Origin of the sequence: Salicibibacter kimchii, from assembly GCF_003336365.1 — a bacterium.
GTDB lineage: Bacteria > Bacillota > Bacilli > Bacillales > Marinococcaceae > Salicibibacter > Salicibibacter kimchii.
Genome location: NZ_CP031092.1, coordinates 1,090,403 through 1,113,606, shown reverse-complemented (window position 1 = coordinate 1,113,606; position 23,204 = coordinate 1,090,403). Strand labels below are relative to the sequence as shown.

Sequence of the window (23,204 nt, the reverse complement as noted above, 5' to 3'; positions counted from 1 at the left end):
ATGAAAAGGAAGCGAATCGCAGCAATTATGCCGAAGAAAGCACAGCATTGGCATAAAATACGAGCATAGGAGTGCTGAAAAGCCGAAGTGCATCTGCGTCTAATAAATCCTATAATAACGGAGACAGCAACTTGGAGAAGTTTTCTTTTATACGAATCCATGTAGAACGTTGCTCATACGCTTCAAGCGTCAGTTCGTGGCAATGGTTGAGATCATGCCAAAATGTTTCTTTCATGCGTGAAGCTATCGCCTCATCATACATAAATGTGTTGACCTCGAAGTTTAGGCTGACACTTCTCTCATCCATATTGGTGGTCCCGAGTGTGCTTATTTGATCATCAACGACCATCGTTTTTGAATGAAGAAACCCGTGATTGTAAATGTATACAGTGGCGCCAACTTTAATAAGCTCGCCGATATAAAAATAGGTCGCCCAATAAATAAAAGGGTGATCGGGTTTATTCGGAATCATAATTCTGACATCGACGCCGCTCAAGATGGCGACACGCAAGCTGTCGAACAGACCAAGGTCAGGAATAAAATAAGGCGTTTGGATGTAGATATAGTGCTTGGCTTTTTGAATCATTCGTACAAATCCGTTTTTCACTTGATTTTGCTCAAGGCCTGGCCCGCTTGCCACAATTTGCATCGGGATGCCGCTCTTTAGAGAGGAGGAAACGGGCACTTGAGCGTCAAGGAAATCACGAGCTGCAAATTTTCTCCCTTTATTCCAATCGGAAATAAACTGGTCATGGAGATGATGAACGGCACTTCCTGTGAGACGCAAGTGGGAATCACGCCAATACCCAAGTTTGTCGTTTTCGGTCGTGTACTTATCGCCAATATTAAAGCCGCCCATGTAGGCGATGTCCCCGTCAATCACTCCTAGCTTGCGGTGGTTGCGGTGATTGAGGCTGCCATATGTGAATATGGACCTCGGGGGGAAGAATCTCCTCACTTTGCCGCCGGCATTCAGATAATCGTTTAAAGAGCGATTCGTTAGCTTAAAAGAGCCGAGCCCATCAACAAGCAGCATCACCTCTACGCCCTGCTCCACTTTTTCAGTCAGCAACCGGATGAACGTTTTCCCAAAATCATCGGGATCAATAGAGAAGTATTGCAGATGAATGTATGCACGTGCTGAACGGATATCAGCAAATAACGCTCCAAATTTCTCTTTGCCGTCTGTTAATACATCAATCGAGTGGGCATACGTCACCGGTGCATAGCTGTAGGTAAGGTGCATATAAATTAAACTCTCTAGCCCTTCAAATTTCGGTGCATGTCGAGTGGGCATCTGTTCTGAAAAGACCTCTCGCTGATGGTGAAGCAACGCATCCGTTTTAAACAGGGCATTTTCATTCCAAGGGTTGTTTTTCAGTTCTCTCCCAAAGATAAAATAAAGGATCAGTCCAATCACAGGCAAGAAGAAGAGAACCATCAGCCACGCCCACGTAGCTTGGGCACTTTTACGCTCCTGAAAAAGAATGATAAAGCCAAGAAAGATATTTAAAATTAAAACACTAATAATCAGCAATCCTGTCCAAGACATACATCATCGTCCCTTCCCCTAAACCTATCCCCTTGAAATGTTTGATTTAAACGAACGGAGAGGGAGCGTTGCCGGAAATTTAGCACTGGGGGATTTTAATGTTGCGCAGCTAAGAAGGGAAAAATAGGAAGTGTTCGAAAACAAGCGTAGAGGGGTAATAATACTGGTAGAGCGGCATTACACGGGGAATGACAACTTCAAATGTATACCTGTGCTGGGAAGGAGAACCTTCTCCTTCCCGCTCACAGAGTCTACAATTAATGCGCATTCTCTTGATTCTGTTCAATTTTTTTATTGATAACATCTTTCGGCGATTGTTCAGGCGCTTCGGCCCCGTCATGCCGATCGTTTTCCATATTGATATCTTCCACGTCTTGCGGTTCGTCGCCTCGATTGTTTTGCATGTCATCGTTCATATCACTGTTATCTACGCCGTCACCCCCATTGCATGCGGCAATTAATGCGATGGCCAACATGCCGGATGAAGCTCCGTACAATGCTTTTTTGCCCATGATGGATGCCCTCCTTTTTTTCAGGTACTTTCAGTTTTACCTACACCGTTGGTTTCATGTATCTTTTAAATAAATCTTGGCTTAGATGTATGATTTTAACAAAACTACACATACTACAAACCAATCTACTTATAAAACCTACAAAATAAAGGAGTGAACATATGGCGGATAATAATAACACAGATAATAACGCCAAGGGGGAAGGGATCAGTCGCCGTACATTTATTAAAAACACCGGGCTCGTCACCGGCGGTATTGTCGGCGGTGGGTTGCTTGGCGGCATTCTTGGAAACCAATGGCAAACACAAACGGATACCGGCGGGGCAACAGATGAAGGGGAAGAGACGAATGATTTTGATCAAGCGAGAATGTTTTTCAGCCGTGACGCGGATTTTAACGTATTAACCGCGGCGACAGAGAGGATTTTTCCCGAAGATGATAACGGGCCGGGAGCGATTGCTTTAGGTGCGCCATATTTTATTGATAAACAATTAGCCGGCCAATGGGGGCTTAACGCAAAAGAATACATGAGCGGACCTTTCCAAGAAGGAGAACCGGAACAAGGGTATCAGTCGGCGATGACGAGAGGCGAGATTTTTACGCAGGGTGTCCGGCGCATCAATGATGTCAGTGATGAACAATTCGGAGAAAATTTTGATGATCTGGAAGAAGAACAACAAAACGAGATTCTCAGTGCCTTTGATAATGATGAAGTAGATATGGACGGCGTGTCATCAGCGATGTTTTTTTCACTGCTTAGGCAAGCAACGATTGAAGGTGTTTATTCGGATCCTCTCTACGGGGGAAATAAAAACATGGATGGTTGGCGCATGAGAGAATTTCCAGGCGCCCAGCCCGCTTACATTGATGTCATTGACAGTGAAGAATTTGTGGAGATGGAACCTTTAAGTTTAAGGGACCATCATTAAGCAAAAGCCTGTGAATATTTTTTCACAGGCTTAAATAATTTGCTTGCCTAATTGCTATAGATTTCATCTTCATTATTTTGGTCGTCGCCTTCATCTTCAGGGTCTGCCTCGGGATCTTCTTCTTCATCGATTCCTTCATCTTCCACATCTTCATCCAAGTCATCGCCGCCCAAATTTTCCTCGGCCTCGGAATCCCCATTCATCTCATCGTCTTCAGGAGCCTCGCCATTGCAAGCACTTAACAAATTGAATGCAAATATACATGACAAGGAGATGTATAGTAATTGTTTATTCATTTTATCAATCCTCCTTCCCTGTATCTTTTCAAAATAATGCCTATAAAATAAGTGTCTCCATTACCTTTCGTTCACATACGAGATAAAATAACGGATATGGAAGGGAAAATAAATGAAAGGCGTACACAAAAAGATCGACGAAGGGAAACCGTCATTCGCATGAAGCCCGAACGCGGGTTAGAAGTCCAAATTCGGTCGCCATGAACCGCCATTTTAGGTCGGAAGCCCCTTCAGCCCCTTTGATCTCCATAAAAAACCGCCCGTTTCCATAAAACGGACGATTTTTTCTATCTATTTGATGATGCGTGCATGTCTTCGTTGATGGCTTAAACAGTTGTTTCCTGACGGACCGTTTTTAATGCACGGCTCCAAGCTTGAACCTGGTCAAGCATTTCATTTGCGTTATTTGCATGGTAATCGGCCGGTTTGAATTCACTAAAGTTTTCAAAGTCAGTCATGATTGAGAAGTTAACGGCGGTGCGTACGTCAGCGACTTGTAATTCGCCAAGAATGAGACGCATATTTTCGTGGGCCCGTACACCGCCCAATCCACCATATCCGACAAAACCGGCTGCTTTGTTGTTAAGCTCTGGGTTTAAATAGTCCAAAGCATTTTTTAATGCCCCGCCGACCGCGTGATTGTATTCAGGTGTAACAAAAACGAATCCATCAAATGAGGCCATTTTTTCAGACCAAGCATTCATCGTAGCGTTAACTTTCTCTTGGTTTTCTTCCGGAACTGCTGCCCCCAACATTGGCAAGTCATAATTGATAAGATCCACGATTTCATATTCGACATTGTCATTACGATCCTGGGCAAAATCGTAGATCCAATCGGTCACAGCTTCGGCATTTCGACCTTGACGCACACTTCCGTTAATAATTCCTATTTTTAACACGATGGTTCCTCCCTAAATATCCTAGAATAATTTATCTTTACATAAAGTATTTTAACTGCAGAGGAGAGCAAATGCAATCCATTTGCTTATGGAGGCATGAAAAAAATTTTTATCCATAAATAGAAAAATTATGCATGTCCAACTCCTTTTGTGAAACACTATCCATAAGTATTTTTTACTCTCAGGAGGGATCATGTGCCAACACAATTAGATAAAGTAGAGGTCCTCGTTGTAGGTAGCGGATGGGCAGGCGGCATTGTCAGTGCAGAAATGGCGAAGGCCGGTCATGAAGTTGTTTGCCTTGAACGGGGGGAGGAAAAATCGATCGATGATTATATTCATGTGAAAGATGAACTGCGTTTTTCCACACGTTATGAAATGATGCAAAATTTATCCAAGGAGACGATCACGTCACGTCACAAACGAGACATCACCGCCTTGCCTGTGCGAACGCAGGATGACATGATTGTTGGCAACGACGAAGGGGGCGGAAGTGTACATTGGTCCGGGGCAACGTTTAGGTTTCTTCCCTATGACTTTGAGATTTACAGTCAAACGGTCGATCGCTATGGGGAGGAGAAAATTCCGGAAGGAATGACGCTTCAAGATTGGGGCATTACCTATGATGAATTAGAGGAATATTACGATCGATATGAAAAAACCGCGGGGATTTCGGGGGAGCCCAGCCCGCTTGGACCGGATCGGTCAGATGAATATCCGAACCCGCCAATGGTTGAAACGCGGAATATACGCCTATTTAATGAAGCAGCCGACAACCTTGGTTATCACCCTTACATGATGCCTTCAGCAAACATCACGGAAAACTACGAAAATCCGGATGGGCAATTCATTGCGCAATGCCAATATTGTGCTTTTTGCAATGCATATGGTTGTGATTACGGAGCTAAAGGTGATCCACTTGTAACGGTGCTTCCTGCTGCTCAGGAAACGGGAAATTTTGAACTACGAGCAAGAGCGCACGTTACGCGTGTTAATTATGATGGAGAGCAGGCAACAGGTGTAGTGTATGTAGATACAACCACCGGTCAGGAATATGAACAACCGGCAGATGTTGTCGTTCTCGCTGGTTTTACATTTACAAATACTCGTCTTTTACTGCTCTCAGAAATTGGTACTCCTTATAATCCTGAAACGGGAGAAGGCGTAATCGGCAAGAATTTTACCATCCATTCCTTGTCGAAGCTTGGTGCAAGAGGCTTCTTTAATGATGATAAGTTTAATATTTATATGGGGGCAGGTGCATTAGGCGCATGTTTTGATGATTTTAGCGGTGATTATGTGGACCATACCGATTTAGATTTTTTACATGGTGGAGAAGTCGAAATTAGGCAATATGGAGAGCGGCCGATTGAGAGTAATAATATCCCCGAAGGAACACCTAATTGGGGGCGGGAATTTAAAGAGAATTCCTTGTTCTACGCAAACAGAAACTTATATTTAATGTTCCAGGTAGGAACACTACCATGGTCTTTCAACTATATGGATCTTGACCCGACCTATACGGATATATATGGAGACCCACTTCTTCGTGTGACGAACGAATATACCGATCAAGATCGTAACCTTATGCGCTATGGCCTTGAGATATGTGAAGAGGTCATGGAAGAAATGGATGCAGACATTATTGATGTCGATGAAATCCCGGAGAACTTTGATAATGTTTATACAGGTGGCCACTACGCAGGCGGCGTCATTATGGGAGATGACCCTGACACATCAGCGGTAAATAGTTACTTACAGATGTGGGACGCTGAAAACTTGTTCGTGGTAGGCGCATCCGCATTTCCCCACTTTGGCAATTATAATCCCACGGGAACTGTCGGAGCACTGGCATACCGTGCTGCCGAAGGAATCGAGCAATACTTGGACAATGGCGGCGGATTGCTTGTGAAGGAAAAAAACGGGAGGGCTGAACAACGGAAAGCTTAACGAAGATGCTGCTGCTTGAAGGCAGCAGCATCTGCTATTGAATAAGGACAACAACCATTGGGATTATCGCTGCAGTCACCGGTTTTTCGTAGTGTTTTCTTTTCTATTCTATCCCGTAGCGTTTGAGCAAAAAGGTTTCTAATTGATCGGCATGGTTTTCCGGTAAAAATCGCCGGCATTCATACATATAATCAGTGATTGTTGATAAGTACACACCGGTTTCTATATTTTGTTGGGATTGATGAACGCGATTCTCTATTTCTTGTATGCTTTCAAGTTTCAACATTTGCCATGGATCAGCCCTTATTTTTTCGTTCCACACAAAGAGTCCTTGACTCATATGTCGTTTCGTCGCCATTATAAAATGTTTGACCCTCATATTCACCCTGAAAACTCCTTTAACTCAGCCCCTCGCTAATTGCTGTTCATCTCTACTACCCATGTTCGTTATTGATAAAACATTTTTTGAACGAAAAAATCATACAATAGACTCGTTTATAAAGAATGAAATTAAAAAATATGATAATCCAAGCACCCACGAGCCTGCATTGCTTATCGTAATAAAAGATATTATTGCGAGGAGGAACTGAACATGCCGGTCGTTAGAGGAACATATACCGTGTACACCGTTCATCCAAACGATACGCTTTATACAATTGCGAATCGTTTGGGTAGCAATGTGCCGGGAGTGTTGCACATAAACGGCATTTTTCCACCATTTCTTGAGCCGCAAGGCATTTATCCGGGGCAGTGGGTGATTGCGCCGGTACCGGATTCAATCAATGCACAAAGTCGCGTTTTATATGTCGTTCAGCCCGGCGACACTTTGCATGGGATTGCTCAAGATTTTTCAATCCCGCTCCAAAACCTTATCAATGCCAATCCCCAGTTGGCGAACGCGGACGGCCTGCAGTCCTTCCAACTTATTGAGGTGCCAATCCATGTATTTGCGGTCAGTACCGGCGATTCATTATTTAATATCAGTCAAGCGCTTGGGGTATCCGCGCAGGTCATTATACAGTTGAACCAACGGCGTCCCGGTTTTTCTCCCACCGTCCTGCCTGCAGGATATGGATTGCTCGTGCCGTGATGCCAGAGGTGCACGGAAGCAAACAGGGAAATAAGCATCGTTATTTCCCTTCATTCATTTACCAATGGGAGCGACGCCAAAAACGTTGTTGAGCGATGGCGGAAACAAATTCATGCCCAAAGTTAGGATTGCTTGTAGCAAAAACGACCCCGGGCAAGTTCCTTATATCGGCCTTCAGAAAATAGTCTGTTGCAGCCGTTGCAATACCAATAGGTTTATATTGTTCATACGCTTCCTTTATGAAATCGATGATATTTTGATGGAATTGATCCCCATTATCTGAATGTCCGCCGACGACATAGAAAGAGTCGAACAAGACAGAGTACTTGGTCGTAAACGTGGAATCTATATCGATTTTCGTCCCGTCGTCACCTGTGACTGTACCAAGTTTATCACTGACGAACTCAACAAAAACACCATATTCGTAAAGTAAATCAATCCCATTTCTTATTTCGCTGCCGCTAAATCCGTCCCCGATTAAAACCGCAACTTTTTGTGTATAAGCATAATGGGGCGTGTTTGCTTGACTCAGCGCCGGCGAGCTTTTTGTTACCGGGACATGGGTACCTTTGGGACGTTCAACACCGATATTGTCGGCAATTTCACAGGCCATCTCTCGATCAACGTTTGCCCACATTTCCACGTTTTGCTGCCTTACCGATTTGCTTTGGACATAGCCCAGGTGAAAATTAAACGTTTCGATAAGGTCTTGTTTTTCAACAGGGGATAAGCTGTTCCAAAACAGCCTTGCCTGTGAAAAGAAATCAAGAAACGAATCGCTTGGGACGTTCCGCGTCAAATGTCCTTCCACTTCCCCGGGATAATTGAAATATCCACCTTCTTCAAGAGACGCTTCAGCCGGTGTATTTCCAGCTAGCGAATTTTCATGGTAGTGTACGGGATCAACATCGATCCGGTGCCTTTGAAAGCTATCCCGAAGGTTAAAGTTCCTTTCTGCAATCGGTCTGTTCACCGGGATATCTTCAATATTCGCTGAATTTTGTCGATGTAATTCTGTATCCCTGTACGCAAAGGCCCTTCCCTGTAAAACGGGATCATGCGTGAAGTCAATGCCCGGCACAATATTGGCGGGGTCAAGGACCGACTGTTCATCTTCTGCAAAGAAATTATCGACGAGCCGATTTAACGTCATTTTACCGATCGGTTGAACAGGAATGTCTTCTTCCGGCCAAAGTTTAGTATCATCCAAAACATCAAAGTCATATTTAAATTCATCTTCCTCGGCAATCAACTGTATCCCGAGTTCATATTCAGGGTACGCGCCCTTTTTAATCGCTTCGATGATGTCCCGGCGGTGAAAGTCCGGATCAACCCCTCCGATCACATTTGCTTCATCCAATAACAATGAATGAACGCCAAGTTTAGGCTCCCATTTAAAGCGGACAAAGGTCGATTTTCCTTCTTCGTTAATGAATCGGAACGTATTGATCGGCCAAGCTTCCATCATCCGCCAGCTTCTCGGACGGCCACGCATCGACATCAACCACATGACCATATGAGCGGATTCCTGATTATTGGCGACATAATCCCAAAAATTATCGTGTGCGGTTGTCGCTTGTGGAACATCTGTAACCGGATTCTGTTTAGCTGCATGGGCCAAATCCATAAACTTCATGGCATCGGCAAGAATAAAAACCGGAAATTGGAGAGACAACGAATCATAATTGCCTTCTTCTGTGTAAAATTTAACTGCAAAACCGCGAATATCAACAGCTGTATCCTTCGACCCTTTATTTCCCGTAAAGTTGGAAAATCGAATAAACAAAGGCGTTTTTCGTCCCGCTTCTCCCAGAAAATGTGCATGGGTGAGATGCCTCAGCGACTTATATGTTTCAAATTCTCCGTAGACCCCGAAGCCCCTGGCGTGAACGACTTTTTCTGGTATGCGTTCACGGCTGAAATGGGACTGTTTTTTGTAAAAATGAAAGTCATTAAACGTGAGCGGACCACGTCTTCCTGCCCTTAATGTTGTCCGGTCATTCGAAACCCTTATCCCATTATCATCAGTCATTTTCTTGCCTTTGCCTGTGTTTCTTGCCCGGTATTGGTTCAACTGTTCATCTTTGCGATCACCACTTACCGGTTTTTGGTATCGCGATGACGGATCGTCTGTATTGTAATCATCCATGGAACGACCTCCCGTTCTCTCGGTTTATCATTCATTTGGATACATATGTATTTTATTTCTAAATTAGAAGCAGGATTGCAGAGCATAACGGGTTTCACATAAAAGATGGGGAGCATAGAACGGGAGAAAGGATAATGTTTTGGCACTAATAGGGCGAATATTATGAAAAATGAGGGGGGAGAAAACGAAGGAAGCTACCAAAGTAAAGACAATACCATAAAAGGGCCCGATTTTTTTCCATAAAACCGGGAGAAATAAAAAAAGTCTTCTAAAGTATTGCAAGCTACAGTTTATCCGCGCTTGGACATTTCATTTAAAAAGTTCTTCATTTCTAAGGTAACCCCCGTAACTAAAAAAACCAGAAAAAGCACGAGATAGAGAGGGGCTAAACCATAAACGTTATTCATCATCAACAACAGTAAGAAAAAAGCGATGAACATTGCCGACAGAGAGATAATTCTTCTTTTCATGGAATATACTCCTATACGTAGTTTAGCGATCACAGCAACGAATACCAATATTATTTTATCACATATGTAAGCAGTTCTCTTCGTTTGGCTAGCACAGTGTGGGATCTGTTATTTTTCATCAAACATATTTTATTAGTAGGAAATGAAAGAAATATTGATGCAGATCATCATTAACACAACTTTGTACCTATAAATTGACAAACCAAATGACTAGTGCTAATCTTTAATTATCAATGTTACCAGTGACTATTGATTCATTTTTTCATATTCTTATTCCCCTCTTCTTATACTGCTGATATTAAATGAAAGCGAGAGGTTTATATCATGCCAGCAAGCGATGAAGTGATCTTTTTTTTAACAACTTGTATTATTCTCATGATTGTTTTCCTCATTTTGTCGACAGTGTTATGGAACGAATTAAAAAAGAAAGAAAAAACAATAGCTGAACTGTCAAAAAAAATAACTGGCACGGAAAAAGAAATAAGCAAAAGAAATGCTTTCAGAGTTGATTTCTCTGTAAAAAAATGTGAGTATTCGATCATTGAAGTTGCTAACCAAGCATCAGAGCATCTTGAATGGAAAGATGGGGAAATGAAAGATATTAGCTTTAGCGGGATGAAATTAACGTCTGACAAAGCTATTCCTATTCGCCAAGGCGTGAAAGTAAAAATTAAATGTAACTTGGAAGGAGAAAATGTAACGCTGGTTGGCAACGTGGTTCGTCAAGAAATTTATAGCGCTCATCAACAAATGACTTATGGTATACAATTTACGAAGGACCCCCAAAATCAAAATGCATTGTTTAAGGCATTGAATAAAATAAATCACTACCGTCAACATATCGGGGTTCCAAACGCGCAGGCAACCGAGAAGGTTAAGTAGCAGTGAAGGCTGAGAGAAAGATCTCAAAGGAATGTGGGAACGTTACTTAAAGCACTATTCATGCTTTATATGAAGGAAAACATAATGGAAGAAATCGAGTGATCCATGTAACCGACGACAGTGTGTGGGGCGACGGTAACTAAAAAAAGGAACCACAAAAACATGTGGTTCCCTATCGTCTGGGATCTTCGGTAGAGGAGACTTCCCCGGTTTCGAGGTCTACCGTCAATTGTATAACGTCGCCAAAAAATACATTCGAATAATAATCGCTGTCCACATCATACTCTAATTGTTCAATATCACCGATCGAATCTTCAGGCCACTCGGATTCCAAACGGATTTCTCCTTCGCCATCCTCCAGGTGATGGGCAAAACGGGGACGAGCAAACGCTTCTTCAATGTCTCCACCGTCTCTATCAGCATTGATGAACACTTGCCCCAATACTTGTGGAATACGCGCTCCGCCAGGACTTCCGGCCAATATACCTTCATTATCGCTAACGAGAATCGTAGGTGCAATATAGCTTCTCGCGCGCTTTCCCTCTTCATAATAATTAGGGTTCTCTTCATCTTCGAATGCAAAATTGCTCATTTGATTGTTCATTAAGAATCCGGCATCATTCATAACGCCAGACCCAAAGAAGTTACTCAAAGAATTAGTGGCTGATACCATCATCCCATTTTCATCAACCACATTAATCTGTGTTGTGCTGCTTTTTTCATCATCCGAACCACGTAGAGCAATTTCGTTGCCAACCTCATCCGCTAAAGAATCAGTATGTTCTAAACTCGTCAAATCGCTGGTTTGAATATCATTAAAAGACGGATCACCAATATTCAAGTAGCGTTCAGAACGTACGATTTCCCATATTTCCGTAAACGTACCGACAAATTCAGCCGAATCAGGTTCATATTCCGTCACGTTTAACTGCTCTGCTATTTGAAGCAATTGAATAAGTGTGACCCCCGATGACGGCGGTGGTGCCGAATAAACCTGATAGCCACCAAATTCACCCGAAGCAGGGTCATCCGTTAATACCTCATAAGACGATAGATCTTCTTCCGTCCAACTGACACGATTCCCTGTGATTTCGGATGAAAGTTCACCTGAATAAAAATCCTCGAATCCTTCTTCCTGTAAATGGGTTAACGTTTCAGCCAATTCAGGTTGCGTTAAGGTGTTCCCCTCCTGGATAGGTACTCCATTTACTTGGAACATTTCTTTTGCATCTTCACCCATCCGATGGGTCGCTTGATTGAAGCGGTCTTCTAACATCCAATCAACTTCAAAACCATCTTCCGCGTATTCGATGGCAGGGGCCAATAACCGCTCCATATCCATACTTCCGTGCTCGTCATGCACTTTCTTCATACCCTTTAAAAATCCGGGAACACCTGCATCGTTTTGAGCAGGGTTATCAGCCGATGTACCTGATGGAGCCGTTTCCCGATAATCATAAGCATCCGGTACTTCATTAGCATTCGGCATAACGAGCATCGCACCTCCGCCGCCAATCCCAGACCCATAAGGTTCTACAACTGTAAGCGTCAAGGAAGTTGCAATGGCAGCATCGACCGCATTTCCGCCTTCAGCTAAAACCTCGTTCCCTGCCTCTTCGGCAAGCTCGTGAGATGCGCTCACGTCGGCATTTTCGTTTGGTTCTCCGTTCACCTCTTCCAAATCGTTGGTGGTATCCGGAGAACTTCCATCTTCATCCTCTACAGAATCGGTAGTATCCGGTGATTCTTCATTTCCATTATCTTGTACGATGATAAGCATAAAAGCAATAAGGCAAACGGATATAAGGCTCATGACAACCATCATATTCCGAGACATGTGGCGTCCACCTCCCTATTCATATGAATCATTCCTAACCCCTTTCCAATTACGTATATTCGAATTAAAATTATAAAAAATAACGATGAGGCCATGCACGCGCTGGAACAACCAGCATTCCTTGACAAGGGCTATTATAAAAAATAAAAACGCCCAATCCCTTGCAGGAGAAGCGTTTGAAATGGTGTCCCGTGCTGGGCTCGAACCAGCGACCTCTACCCTGTCAAGGTAGCGCTCTCCCAACTGAGCTAACGGAACGTTATGTTTGATAACCAAGAAAAATCATAACGCAATTTGTATGGGTTGTCAATGGTTTTGGCGAAATGAATCGTGCATCGAGGATAAAAAATACGATGGTGGCAAACCTATAGAAAAAATAGGAGGGATGGTTCGTGACGAACACGTATGTTTGCCCACGATGCCAGACGAATCGGTCACGATTTCACATTATGGAACAAGTCCCCAAAGCAGTAAAGCTGAACCCGCAAAGCGGGGAAGTGGTTCAGGAGTTTGAGCAGGATCGGCTTGATCCGTTTCACGTTCCTTATAGCGGGCCGAGTTATCGGATTCAGTGTGGAGCGTGCGGGTTAAATGAAGATGAACGTTTGTTTATGCGTTTTTAATCGTTGCAATATACCTTCCCGGGGTATTATAATGAGGATAGACACGGGGGGAGGTAAACGCATGGAACAGGCAACACTGAATGTGAAAGGCATGTCATGCGGACATTGTGTATCAGCTGTTGAAGGGAACGTCGGTGAAATGAAAGGCGTCTCTGACGTAAACGTAGATCTTGATTATGGGACCGTGGAGGTCAGTTATGACAAAAGCAATGTTACGCATGAGGACATTGTCGATACCATTGAAGATCAAGGGTATGATGTTGGGTAAGCACCATGAATAGCAAAAATAAGCTGCCGGCAGACGGCAGCTTATTTAGCGTATTGTTGGATGACTTTGAGAAGTTCATCGATGCTTTCTTCTTCTTTTCCGTTTTGAATGTCACTAAGGACACACGTTTTTGTGTGATGCTCCAGTGACGTATCCCCAATTTTTTTAATGCCGATTGAACAGCGGTGATTTGAACGAGGACATCGACACAGGAACGATCGTTTTCCACTATTTGTTGCAGCCCTCGGCTTTGCCCTTCAATACGGCGCAAGCGGTTTTGAATGCTTTCTTTTGGGGATGTACTGGTTTTTTCATGCTGAGTAGAGATGGCCGGTTCCCTTTCTCCATGACTAGTTGCCTTTTCTTTTGGTATATCATTAAGGGATCCGTCCATCTACGTAGGGGGTGTTTTCGTGGAAATCATTGATTTAACAAAGACCGTCTCCGATGGAATGCCGGTCTATCCGGGTGACCCGGCGGTGAATATTGGGATGGCAACAACGGTGAAGGAAAACGGCTATGAAGTTCGATCGTTGCGGATGGGTTCGCACACCGGCACGCACGTGGACGCCTTTTCCCACATGCACGAAGGGATGGCGTCGTTGGGTGACATCCCGTTAACGCAATTTTGCGGAAAGGCGATGCGCGTGACGCCAACGATGGAATTGCCCAATCGGATTGGACTGTTTTTTGCAACAGAGGTAAGGGAAGACGTATTGGAAAAAATACTGGCTGCTTCCCCGCCATTTGTAGGTGGGGCTCTGAGTGAAGAGTTGGAAAGCCTATTGTTAAAAAATCAGATTGTTACCTATACGGATCTGGAAAAATTAGAGATGCTCCCGATCGGAGAAGCGTTTACCTTCTTCGGTTTGCCTTTGAAAATTAAAAATGGGGATGGATCTCCGGTGCGAGCGATTGCTGTTGTTGGGGAATAGGTACGTGAGGGCGTTAGGGGATATCGTGGAAACCATTTTCGCTGTCAGACGATAGCCCCGAGAGGAAAACGAGTGGAATCAGTATTTCATGTCGTTCTATCATACTATGAAACATTTCGCTTGCATTCGTGAAACGCTAGTGATACGATAACGGTAACAAAATACAACATCAATAAATCTTCGGGGCAGGGTGAAATTCCCGACCGACGGTGATGCGTCTTTTATGGCGATAAGTCCGTGACCCGCGTTTGCGGTGGATGCCGGTGCGATGCCGGAACCGACAGTACAGTCTGGATGGGAGAAGATTGCAGAGCATGTCCATGGTCCGGTGTGACCGTGTGCTTTCCGTTATGTAAAAAAGCCCCTAAGTTAGGAAAAACTTAGGGGCTTTATTAATGCAATCATGCAGGCGGGGAAACTCTGCGTCTTCGTTCTTTAGAAAGCCGAAGAACGGGAGGACGCAAGCAATGAAAGAATCCAAGACGTTTCGTTTAGTGATGTACGCGGTGCTCGGTTCAATGGCAGCAGCGCTTATGTTTGTGAGTATACCGATGCCGATGTTTTTATCGTTTTTAAGCATTGATTTCAGTGAATTGCCCGTGTTGTTCGCGGCATTGTTATTTTCACCGGTTGCCGGAATCGCCGTTGCAGGCATAAAAATATTGCTGTATACGCTTTTCATGGGGGCAGGGGATCCGGTTGGCATGATCTCCAACTTTGTGGCCAGTCTCTTATTTGTATTGCCGGTCGCCTATATCTATCGCCATTTTAGAAGTGTGAAAGGGTTAATTGTCGGTCTGGGGGTTGCGATTGTATCGATGACGATCGGCCTCACCGTGCTGAACTATCTTGTGTTTTTGCCAGCGTATTCCTGGTTGATCGGTTGGGAAATGAGTAGTCAAGTGATGATGACGACCGTGTTCGCCGGGATTTTGCCGTTTAACATTGTGAAAGGCTTGGCGATTTCGATTGCATTCGTCCCGCTTTTTTTGAAATTAGCCCCAATGCTCGAGAAAAAATCCTATGGTGAAAACTTGCAGCGAAAAGCTCCGGCCAGCACTTATAACTTGAAACAAAATTAACCATAAATAAAAAGCACTCCTCGGAGTGCTTTTTTTAATGGTTTCATACGCGTTTTAAAAGCGCTTTTTTCGCGCGATTTGTGGAATACGCGCTTTTTTCGCCGGAGAGTGTTTGTACGTTTGCATTTTCTTTGAGCCATTGCCGGTAATTATGATCGGAAAGAATTCCCCGTCTTTTCGCCGATTTGGCTGCTGCTTTGCGCAATATATCTTTTCCGCTCATTGCAAACCCTCCCTACCCATAATTTATTCACGTTCATTGAATTGTTGAGCGATATAACCATCATCAATCATTTGACTATATTCAAAGAATGCAAGATCAATCACACGCGCATAAAGGCGGCAAATATACAACACTTCTTCCTGAAATGCGCGGTGGGCATCGATCGTTAGAACGCCCCATTCTGAAAGAGGGATGCAAAGAATAGCCCCGTAGCCGTTATGATTTTGAGGCATGCCATCTACATCGTCGCTTACATCGGGCACGAGTTGAATTTCTTTTTTGCGAAAACAACGGCCGGCGATCGTTTCATTCATGGAGAGGATCTGATTCCCGTCCCGGTCATCAAAGGCATTGCTTCCGGTAAAATAAACGAGCTGCCCCAATTCTTCGATCCAAACGGAAGATCGATGTTGTTCCCCCGGCTGAAATTTGATATCTGAGCTGAGGGCATGCACGATACGAATGATCAAGTTTTCATAGGTTTGTAGATTTTCTTCGGCTTGAACGGAAAAGCGGCGCGCTTGCTGCAATTGCTCGAGGAAGCGTTCGGCATTTCGGAGCGCGTGGATTGTCTGAAGTGCAAGATCTTTGTGCAGGCCGGCTTGGTACTTTGTGTCATGGAGCTCCTGCTGGATTTTTTGAAAACCGAGTTCTTTATCGATTTTTTCCGTATATTTCATCGCCGCCCGCCCAATGAGAATAAAGGTCGTGATGAGTCCCAAGACGATGATGAGACCGGTGATAAAATAAACCCATTCCGGTTGCTGATTGAAAAAAATTTCAACCGCTTTAAACACGACGATCACCTCTCTAATATGTAAGCATGAGGCTTGGAAAATATGAACGACGTCGCTTTGGGCACCGATTGATAGACGTATAATGATTTTTAGTATTTTATAGGTTTGATGATTACAAGCATGTACTTTTTTTACATATGATGTACTGTACGGCAATAACCAAGAGGAAAGGGGATAGCAACATGGGTTATTCTGTATGGGATAGTATGTGGGGATTTGGTCATCACCACGGAAAGAAGAAAGAAGAGGAAGCTGCAGACGTGGACCATATTGAGTGTAAATGTCGGGTAGTGGGAGCTGAGGAAGACGATCGCAAAGAACGAAATAAACATGGCTGCGGCTGCCCTAAATGTCGACACCGCCATGGGAAACATGAGTATCACTGTAAACCTGTCAAAGCCTGACTATGTGCTTGATGATGTCAAGGTGGACGTCTATTTCGATTCTGACCGCTGCTAGTCCATTAGTTTTGCGCGCATGGAACAATGCCGCGTGGTTTCAACATGCGTCTTGATTCTACGGACATGTGTGGATACCCTCCCTAACGGATCGCAGGAAGCAGGCAATGGCCATCGTTGCCTGCTTTCTTATAAAATGACTGAAAAATCATTGCATTGTTCGTGAAAATCGGATATCCTAAGGATACATATTTTAAAATACTATATGTAAACATGTTCACAAAAAAGCATACGTGTATGAAATAACGAACAATGGATGGGGGAAGCGCTTTTTCATGGATGATCAAGCGGATGACTATTTGCATCAACTGTCGGAAACTGTGAATGCTGTATTGGGAGATCGTATGGCCGGGCTTTATTTGAGTGGTTCGGCGGTAGTGGAGGACTACGACAAAGATGTAAGTGATCTTGATGTCTTTTGTATTGTAAAGCGGCCTTTGAAGGCATCGGATAAGGAGGCGCTCACACGAGCGTTGACACATGATGTTTTGCCGTCTCCGGGGGCAGGTTTGGAATTTTACGCTGTTCTCGAAGAAGAGGCTGCACGCCCACACTCGTTGCTTTCTTATGAATTCGCCTTGTTAACCGGTGGAAACTTTGAAGATAAAGTGTCGGAAGAAGGCATGGACGAAGGATTATTGATGGACTTCGCGATGATTTTACAATCCGGTAAAACATTGGCAGGGCGTCCCAAAGAGAAAGTTTTCGGTAATGTTCCGAAACCTTGGCTGCAAGAAGCGATGAAAGGTTCGTTGCGTCAACATGAACAGCAAATTTTTCATCCGTTTTATGATCCGTATGGACATGAAGCAGTGATGAACGCGTGCCGAACGTGGTGTTTTAAAGAAACAGGAATTCTGACATCGAAAACAAGAGGGATGAAATGGGCATTGCAACAGCTCCCTGACTCCAACCTGATTCGCCATGCCTTGCTTGTTCGCCAGGGGCTGGCGCATGATCTATTGAATAACGAAGCCATTCGCTCGTTGATTCATTTTGTGATCAGCAAAACTCCGGTTAAGGTTCCATCGGCAATCTAACACCCTGTGTCCATCATCGACACGGGGTTTTCTTTTCATTACAGGAATAGCCGAGAAAGGGTTAGGATGTTAACATTTAAATAAGGAAATCAGAGAGACTGGGCAGGAGGATATGACAGTGTTTGATTGGTATCATGCATGGTTGGAAGCTTGGCCATGGTTGCATTATGTAATCGCGGCTTTTATCGTATTGATTTTTTTGGTGTTGCGAAAGTTATTTACCCGTTTTATTTTTGCGATCATAAAAATGGTCTCCAAACATGGGAAAAGCCCATTCTTGGGGAATCTGCTCTTTGCGTTTGAAAAACCGATGCGCATGCTTATCGTGGTGCTCGGCGTTTACTTCGCTGTTTTATATTTAGACCCGCGACCCGATATTATGGTCGTTGTGAATCGGCTGTTGCGCACATTCATCATTATATTTTTCGGCTGGGGATTTTTCAATTTCTCGGGAACATCTTCGGATTTGTTCACCCGGTTGGGACGAAAAATTGACGGCGATCAAGACAGCATGTTGATTCCGTTTATCTCCAGAATTCTGCGCGGTCTTATCCTCGTGCTCATGTTTACGGTCATCGCGATGGAATGGAACTATGATATTAATGGGTTTATCGCCGGTCTTGGGCTTGGAGGACTTGCCTTCGCGTTGGCGGCGCAGGATACGATCGCGAATTTTTTTGGCGGTGTTATCCTCGTTACGGAACAGCCCTTTAAAAAGGACGACTGGATTCAAACGCCTACAGTGGAAGGCATCGTCGAAGATATCCATTTTCGAAGCACAAAAGTGCGCACCTTCGAAGAAAGCCTGGTGACGGTCCCAAACTCCACCATCGCGCACGAGGCGATTACGAATTGGTCGGAAATGAGAAAAAGGCAGATCTTCTTTTATGTCAATGTCAAATATGACACACCGGTTGAAAAGTTACGATCCGTGAGCGAACGCGTAAGGCAAGAGATAAAACAAGCTCCGGAAATCCATCCGGATGAAATAGACATTTACTTTAGGGAATTCGAAGAGTCGGGACTGGCGTTGATGTTTTACTATTTCACATACGAAACATCTTGGGCCAAATGGTTGGCGATAAAGGAAAAATATAACTTCCGTATATTGGAAGTTCTTCATGAGGAAAACGTTGAAATTGCTTTGCCGGGTCGGGATCTCTATATGCAGCGTGAAGAAGAACGGCGAGTGTCTGAGGCAAATACGGACAAATGATGACCTGCGGGGGTATTGCTTTTTTCAAGCAAGCTTCTATGGTAATGTATAAGTTGTGAGGCAATAGAAGGAGGAAAAACAAAATGGAAATGATGGATGGAAACGAAATTGTTCAATTTATCGCGGATAGCGAAAAATCCACGCCTGTGAAGGTGTATATAAAAGGGGAGGTGTCCGCGCTCGATTTCGGTGCGGATACGAAAGTGTTCCCCTCCGGGGATTCTGCTGCCGTTCTTTTCGGCGAATGGAGCACGATTACGGACGTAATTAATCAAAATAAGGATAAAGTGGAAGACTACGTCGTTGAAAACGACCGTCGCAATTCGGCTGTTCCCCTCCTCGATATGAAAGAAATCCCCGCGCGTATCGAACCGGGAGCGGTTATCCGCGATCGCGTGGAAATTGGCAAAAACGCCGTTATCATGATGGGCGCGATGATTAACATTGGGTCTGTCGTCGGAGAAAACACGATGATTGATATGAACGCGGTGCTCGGCGGACGAGCAACGGTGGGCAAAAACTGCCACATCGGCGCCGGTTCCGTATTGGCAGGTGTAATTGAGCCGCCATCCGCCACGCCGGTGATCATCGAAGATGACGTCGTCCTTGGCGCGAATGTCGTTGTTCTAGAAGGGGTAACGATCGGCAAAGGCTCAGTAGTAGCAGCCGGAGCGGTTGTGACGGAAGATGTACCCGAAAACAAGGTGGTGGCCGGGACACCGGCACGTGTCATCAAAGATATTGATGAAGGCACCCGCGGAAAAACGGAAATTAAAACGGAACTTCGCAAGTTAAAAGACGAATAGAGATAAGCTCCTTGCTTGGTTGGACGAGCAGGGAGCTTTTTCTACACGACTACGTTCAAAAAATCTTTCTGAACCATAAGCGGAGCCAAATACATGTGAAAGTTCTACCATAATCTGGTGATGACACCCGAATCGGGGTCAAACGCGTGCTTAAGGTCGCCATAAACCGCTTATGGCACCCGAACCGGAGTCCAATACACGCATTAGGGGCTTCATGAACTGCTTTTGGAAGGACTGAACCTGTACACTCTATGGAACGGACTTTCCCGCCCCTGAGTAGTACTTTTCATAAAAGAAATCGAGGGATACATATGTACACAACAGAAGAGATGACCGCCATTCGCCGCCATTTACATCAACAGCCTGAATTAGGTTTTGAAGAATATAAAACCCAGCGTTTTTTGCTCGATACGATCGGCGAGATGACGGGCGACCATCTCAAGGTGGAGACATGGCGGACGGGGCTTCTCGTATTCGTTGAAGGCCATGCGGCAACGCAAACGATCGGCTATCGGACAGACATGGATGGCTTGCCCATTCAAGAAGAGACCGGTCTTCCTTTTTCCTCTCTTCACGAAGGAAAAATGCACGCGTGTGGGCATGATTTGCACATGACGATTGCTCTTGGAATCTTATCCCACTACGCGGAGAATCAGCCAAAAGATAATCTTCTGTTTGTTTTTCAGCCGGCGGAAGAAGGGCCGGGCGGGGCAGCACCGATGCTGAATGCTGCGCCGTTCAAAACGTATCAACCGGATTGGATGTTTGCCCTGCATATTGCTCCGAATGAACCCGTCGGCACGGTAACGACGAGAGAAGGGTTGTTATTCGCGAACACTGCCGAATTTATGGTTCATCTTCGCGGGCGCGGTGGCCATGCTGCTTATCCGCATTTGGCCAATGACATGGTTGTGGCTGCGAGTCACCTTGTTACCCAAGTCCAATCCGTCGTCGCGCGCAGGATTGACCCGTTGGACAGCGCGGTCATTACGATAGGAAAAATTGAAAGTGGAACGAAAGAGAACATCATTGCCGAAAAAGCCGATACGGAAGGAACCATCCGCACGTTGTCTCAGGAGGCGATGGGTCTTGTGCAGGAACATGTCCGGAACATATGCGCCGGTATTGCGGCGAGCTTCGATTGTGACGTGGACGTGGAATGGGGGGCGCAGTATAAACAGGTATGGAACAGTGACAAGGTGACGTCTTTTATGTCTTTTTCAGAGAAAAGCAAAGATGTGAATTTTAGGGAAGCAGACATGGCAATGACCGGCGAGGACTTTGGTTTTTTCCTTGAAAAAATACCGGGCTTTATGTTTTGGCTGGGGGTTGATAGCGAAAAGGGATTACATGACCCAAAGCTTACCCCTGATGAAGGCGCGATCCCGATTGCCGTGGACCACATTATTCAATATCTGGAAGAGGAAATGAAAGGGGAAAAACAATGAACTGGATAGCTCACCGCGGGTATTCCAGGGAAGCGCCGGAGAACACATTCGCCGCGTTTAGACGCGCGATTGAAAAAGGAGCTTCCGGTATTGAGCTTGATGTTCATGTATCCAAAGACGGGGAACTGGTCGTCATGCATGACGACGACGTCAGTCGGACGACGAATGGCAAAGGACTTGTCCGCGACATGACCGCCTCCGAGCTTAAGAGATTGGACGCGGGCAGCTGGTTTGGCGAACCATATCGCGGCGAGGAGGTCCCATTCCTGGAAGAAGTCTTACACTTCGTGCCACCGGAGGTCCTGATTAATATCGAAATAAAAAATATCCCTATTTTTTATGAAGGCATTGAAAAAAAGGTAAGTGACGCGTTTATCCGTCAAAACTGTATGGAGCAAGCCACGTTTCGTCGTTCGATCATCGCTGTTTATATCGATTAAAACAACAAAATGCAACGGTGAAAATCGGATTGCTCTTAAATCTACAGGTTGTCAATCTGACAGGGTACCTTCAAATGTTTTCCCCATTTGCGGTGCACTCGCTACACCCTCATTATTCTCTTGTACAAATGAAAGAAATTAAACAGTGGCTGTACGCTGGACTGCAGGTCTATCCGTACGTCGTCAATAAAGCTGCTGTTGCGAATCGAATGAAGGAGATTGGGGCGAGCGGAGTGATCGCAGACGCTTCTCCACGGGATTTACGATAGACGGACATTATTTGGATGGGTCGATGGAAAAGCGGTGATCGGTCTTGATCGAGAGTCAAGGCTTGCACGCCGCGGCATGAAAAGGGGGGCAAAGCGGAGCGCAGATGTCGAAGGCATCTAATTAGACAAAGTGAGATGAAGATCCATAACCAATCCTATCGAAATGTTTCAGTAAAATGAACCTGATTGTTCTCTTGTCACCTTTAAGCGCGCACCAATCATAGATCGCCTTGGTTGTTAATTTTTTGTCCGGAAAAAGAAATTTAAATTCGTTAACGGCTCTTAAAACGGCATCTTGGTGTTTTTCTTTGTAACCGCATGCGTCGCAAACCCAATGACTTACTTTGGAGGTTAAAAAGCCATAACATCTGGCACAAACGACGCCTTTTTTTAATTGAAGATAATCATAGTCGGGAATACGGGCGTTTGGTGATTCGCTTATATGGTTGGAAATTAGAAGTTCAGCAAGCCTTTTATGCTTTTGGCTTGTTTTTGAAGGCGTATCATTTAATTGTTTCGAGAAACGCGGGAGTTGGTTGGGGAAGATCAAAGGAAGATGGGAAGAGGCATTGTATAAATAAAATTCCGGATGGACAAAAACAATTCGGCCGTTTATTGTGTAGGTAAATCCATATTTTTGCAACCACTGTCGAAACAAAGATTCAGCACGCTTCATTTGAAGTAGGGGATTTTTTGATTCTTTTCCGGAAATATAATGCCATTGTTGGTTGTCAAGATAAAAATTACCTTCAAAGTTTTTCACATCGATAAGATAAATAACGTTTTGAAACATTAATAGAGAATCAATTTGAAATAAGCTACGGTTATGATCAAGCAATAAATCGTTTAAAATAAGACAATCGGCAGTGAGGGCCTTTTTTAGCCAACGGTCAAATTGTAGTTCCCCTTCAAATCCTTTCTCAAGGTTTAAATAATATTGTTTTTCGTCTTCAGAGAAGTTAATTCTTGCTCTCAAATATCTGAAATATCTTAATTCGGTCGGCGTAGATCGTTCTTTTGAAAACATGACGCA

General features: G+C 44.4%; 26 protein-coding genes, 1 tRNA gene and 1 riboswitch. Of the genes, 14 read left to right on the top strand and 13 right to left on the bottom strand.

The genetic code is table 11. From position 1 onward, the window contains the following. Positions 1 to 109: 109 nt before the first annotated feature. Complete coding sequence (gene cls, locus DT065_RS05645) at positions 110 to 1,552, bottom strand: cardiolipin synthase (RefSeq protein ID WP_114371600.1); 1,443 nt, start codon at positions 1,550 to 1,552, stop codon at positions 110 to 112. 257 nt (positions 1,553 to 1,809) lie between these two features. Then, on the bottom strand, positions 1,810 to 2,064 hold the full coding sequence (locus tag DT065_RS05640) for a hypothetical protein (protein ID WP_114371599.1): 255 nt from the start codon (positions 2,062 to 2,064) through the stop codon (positions 1,810 to 1,812). Positions 2,065 to 2,225: 161 nt separating this feature from the next. Between DT065_RS05640 and DT065_RS05635 the strand changes: the two genes are divergently transcribed. After that, a complete protein-coding gene (locus DT065_RS05635) occupies positions 2,226 to 2,993 on the top strand; it encodes a gluconate 2-dehydrogenase subunit 3 family protein (RefSeq protein WP_114371598.1) in 768 nt (255 codons plus the stop codon). Between the two features lie 47 nt (positions 2,994 to 3,040). Here the strand turns inward: DT065_RS05635 and DT065_RS05630 are convergent, their stop codons facing one another. Beyond that, positions 3,041 to 3,289 (bottom strand): DNA primase, encoded by a 249-nt coding sequence (locus tag DT065_RS05630; protein ID WP_114371597.1) that lies wholly within the window; start codon positions 3,287 to 3,289, stop codon positions 3,041 to 3,043. A 326-nt stretch (positions 3,290 to 3,615) separates the two neighbouring features. After that, positions 3,616 to 4,188 carry an NADPH-dependent FMN reductase gene (locus DT065_RS05625; RefSeq protein ID WP_114371596.1) on the bottom strand — a complete coding sequence of 191 codons (573 nt, stop codon included), beginning with the start codon at positions 4,186 to 4,188 and terminating at the stop codon, positions 3,616 to 3,618. A gap of 195 nt (positions 4,189 to 4,383) precedes the next feature. On the opposite strand from DT065_RS05625, the gene DT065_RS05620 reads away from it, so the two are divergent. Further along, positions 4,384 to 6,138, top strand: coding sequence for a GMC family oxidoreductase (locus DT065_RS05620; protein ID WP_114371595.1), 1,755 nt, complete (start codon positions 4,384 to 4,386; stop codon positions 6,136 to 6,138). 103 nt (positions 6,139 to 6,241) lie between these two features. Here the strand turns inward: DT065_RS05620 and DT065_RS05615 are convergent, their stop codons facing one another. Beyond that, positions 6,242 to 6,523 carry a hypothetical protein gene (locus tag DT065_RS05615; RefSeq protein WP_114371594.1) on the bottom strand — a complete coding sequence of 94 codons (282 nt, stop codon included), beginning with the start codon at positions 6,521 to 6,523 and terminating at the stop codon, positions 6,242 to 6,244. 207 nt (positions 6,524 to 6,730) lie between these two features. Here DT065_RS05615 and DT065_RS05610 point away from each other — a divergent pair, with 207 nt between their 5' ends. Continuing rightward, positions 6,731 to 7,228 (top strand): LysM peptidoglycan-binding domain-containing protein, encoded by a 498-nt coding sequence (locus tag DT065_RS05610; protein WP_114371593.1) that lies wholly within the window; start codon positions 6,731 to 6,733, stop codon positions 7,226 to 7,228. 58 nt (positions 7,229 to 7,286) lie between these two features. Here DT065_RS05610 and DT065_RS05605 read toward each other — a convergent pair whose 3' ends face one another. Together DT065_RS05605 and DT065_RS05600 are read right to left on the bottom strand one after the other, a co-directional pair. Beyond that, complete coding sequence (locus DT065_RS05605) at positions 7,287 to 9,377, bottom strand: catalase (protein WP_114371592.1); 2,091 nt, start codon at positions 9,375 to 9,377, stop codon at positions 7,287 to 7,289. A 290-nt stretch (positions 9,378 to 9,667) separates the two neighbouring features. Next, the gene (locus DT065_RS05600) at positions 9,668 to 9,847 is read right to left on the bottom strand and encodes a hypothetical protein (protein ID WP_114371591.1); all 180 of its coding nucleotides are present in this window, start codon (positions 9,845 to 9,847) and stop codon (positions 9,668 to 9,670) included. Positions 9,848 to 10,171: 324 nt separating this feature from the next. Here DT065_RS05600 and DT065_RS05595 point away from each other — a divergent pair, with 324 nt between their 5' ends. Beyond that, positions 10,172 to 10,729 (top strand): PilZ domain-containing protein, encoded by a 558-nt coding sequence (locus DT065_RS05595; RefSeq protein ID WP_114371590.1) that lies wholly within the window; start codon positions 10,172 to 10,174, stop codon positions 10,727 to 10,729. Between the two features lie 172 nt (positions 10,730 to 10,901). Here DT065_RS05595 and DT065_RS05590 read toward each other — a convergent pair whose 3' ends face one another. Together DT065_RS05590 and DT065_RS05585 are read right to left on the bottom strand one after the other, a co-directional pair. Next, positions 10,902 to 12,566, bottom strand: a complete 1,665-nt coding sequence (locus tag DT065_RS05590) for a gamma-glutamyltransferase family protein (protein WP_114371589.1) — start codon at positions 12,564 to 12,566, stop codon at positions 10,902 to 10,904. A 182-nt stretch (positions 12,567 to 12,748) separates the two neighbouring features. Beyond that, positions 12,749 to 12,824 (bottom strand) — tRNA-Val (locus DT065_RS05585). 191 nt (positions 12,825 to 13,015) lie between these two features. On the opposite strand from DT065_RS05585, the gene DT065_RS05580 reads away from it, so the two are divergent. Both DT065_RS05580 and copZ read left to right on the top strand, forming a co-directional pair. Continuing rightward, positions 13,016 to 13,189 (top strand): DNA alkylation repair protein, encoded by a 174-nt coding sequence (locus tag DT065_RS05580; RefSeq protein ID WP_114376109.1) that lies wholly within the window; start codon positions 13,016 to 13,018, stop codon positions 13,187 to 13,189. Positions 13,190 to 13,250: 61 nt separating this feature from the next. Beyond that, a complete protein-coding gene (copZ, locus tag DT065_RS05575) occupies positions 13,251 to 13,457 on the top strand; it encodes a copper chaperone CopZ (RefSeq protein ID WP_114371588.1) in 207 nt (68 codons plus the stop codon). Here copZ and DT065_RS05570 read toward each other — a convergent pair. Further along, entirely contained in the window at positions 13,402 to 13,851 is a 450-nt protein-coding gene (locus DT065_RS05570; protein WP_418314634.1) for a metal-sensitive transcriptional regulator, read from the bottom strand. The two genes, copZ and DT065_RS05570, sit on opposite strands and share 56 nt — an antisense overlap. 19 nt (positions 13,852 to 13,870) lie before the next feature. Here DT065_RS05570 and DT065_RS05565 point away from each other — a divergent pair, with 19 nt between their 5' ends. Both DT065_RS05565 and DT065_RS05560 read left to right on the top strand, forming a co-directional pair. After that, positions 13,871 to 14,392, top strand: coding sequence for a cyclase family protein (locus DT065_RS05565; RefSeq protein ID WP_114371587.1), 522 nt, complete (start codon positions 13,871 to 13,873; stop codon positions 14,390 to 14,392). A gap of 172 nt (positions 14,393 to 14,564) precedes the next feature. Next, positions 14,565 to 14,702: riboswitch (FMN riboswitch) on the top strand. 157 nt (positions 14,703 to 14,859) lie between these two features. Next, the gene (locus tag DT065_RS05560) at positions 14,860 to 15,474 is read left to right on the top strand and encodes an ECF transporter S component (RefSeq protein ID WP_114371586.1); all 615 of its coding nucleotides are present in this window, start codon (positions 14,860 to 14,862) and stop codon (positions 15,472 to 15,474) included. Positions 15,475 to 15,517: 43 nt separating this feature from the next. On the opposite strand, the gene DT065_RS05555 is transcribed toward DT065_RS05560, so the two are convergent. Together DT065_RS05555 and DT065_RS05550 are read right to left on the bottom strand one after the other, a co-directional pair. Beyond that, positions 15,518 to 15,697: a hypothetical protein gene (locus DT065_RS05555; protein ID WP_114371585.1), complete on the bottom strand. Its 180-nt coding sequence runs from the start codon at positions 15,695 to 15,697 to the stop codon at positions 15,518 to 15,520. Positions 15,698 to 15,720: 23 nt separating this feature from the next. Continuing rightward, the gene (locus DT065_RS05550) at positions 15,721 to 16,494 is read right to left on the bottom strand and encodes a GAF domain-containing protein (protein WP_114371584.1); all 774 of its coding nucleotides are present in this window, start codon (positions 16,492 to 16,494) and stop codon (positions 15,721 to 15,723) included. A gap of 733 nt (positions 16,495 to 17,227) precedes the next feature. Here DT065_RS05550 and DT065_RS05540 point away from each other — a divergent pair. The 6 genes from DT065_RS05540 (at position 17,228) to DT065_RS19500 (ending at position 22,171) form a co-directional block, all read left to right on the top strand. Continuing rightward, positions 17,228 to 17,992, top strand: a complete 765-nt coding sequence (locus DT065_RS05540) for an aminoglycoside adenylyltransferase domain-containing protein (protein WP_114371581.1) — start codon at positions 17,228 to 17,230, stop codon at positions 17,990 to 17,992. 118 nt (positions 17,993 to 18,110) lie between these two features. After that, positions 18,111 to 19,208: a mechanosensitive ion channel family protein gene (locus DT065_RS05535; protein ID WP_160112421.1), complete on the top strand. Its 1,098-nt coding sequence runs from the start codon at positions 18,111 to 18,113 to the stop codon at positions 19,206 to 19,208. A gap of 83 nt (positions 19,209 to 19,291) precedes the next feature. Continuing rightward, positions 19,292 to 20,014, top strand: a complete 723-nt coding sequence (dapD, locus tag DT065_RS05530) for a 2,3,4,5-tetrahydropyridine-2,6-dicarboxylate N-acetyltransferase (protein WP_114371579.1) — start codon at positions 19,292 to 19,294, stop codon at positions 20,012 to 20,014. Positions 20,015 to 20,325: 311 nt separating this feature from the next. After that, positions 20,326 to 21,462: an N-acetyldiaminopimelate deacetylase gene (locus DT065_RS05525; RefSeq protein ID WP_114371578.1), complete on the top strand. Its 1,137-nt coding sequence runs from the start codon at positions 20,326 to 20,328 to the stop codon at positions 21,460 to 21,462. Further along, the gene (locus DT065_RS19505; RefSeq protein WP_114371577.1) at positions 21,459 to 21,902 is read left to right on the top strand and encodes a glycerophosphodiester phosphodiesterase family protein; all 444 of its coding nucleotides are present in this window, start codon (positions 21,459 to 21,461) and stop codon (positions 21,900 to 21,902) included. Before DT065_RS05525 ends, DT065_RS19505 begins: the two co-directional genes overlap by 4 nt. A 17-nt stretch (positions 21,903 to 21,919) precedes the next feature. Then, entirely contained in the window at positions 21,920 to 22,171 is a 252-nt protein-coding gene (locus DT065_RS19500; protein WP_250645672.1) for a PI-PLC domain-containing protein, read from the top strand. Positions 22,172 to 22,292: 121 nt separating this feature from the next. Here DT065_RS19500 and DT065_RS05510 read toward each other — a convergent pair whose 3' ends face one another. Next, positions 22,293 to 23,198: a nuclease-related domain-containing protein gene (locus DT065_RS05510; protein WP_114371575.1), complete on the bottom strand. Its 906-nt coding sequence runs from the start codon at positions 23,196 to 23,198 to the stop codon at positions 22,293 to 22,295. Positions 23,199 to 23,204 lie beyond the last annotated feature (6 nt).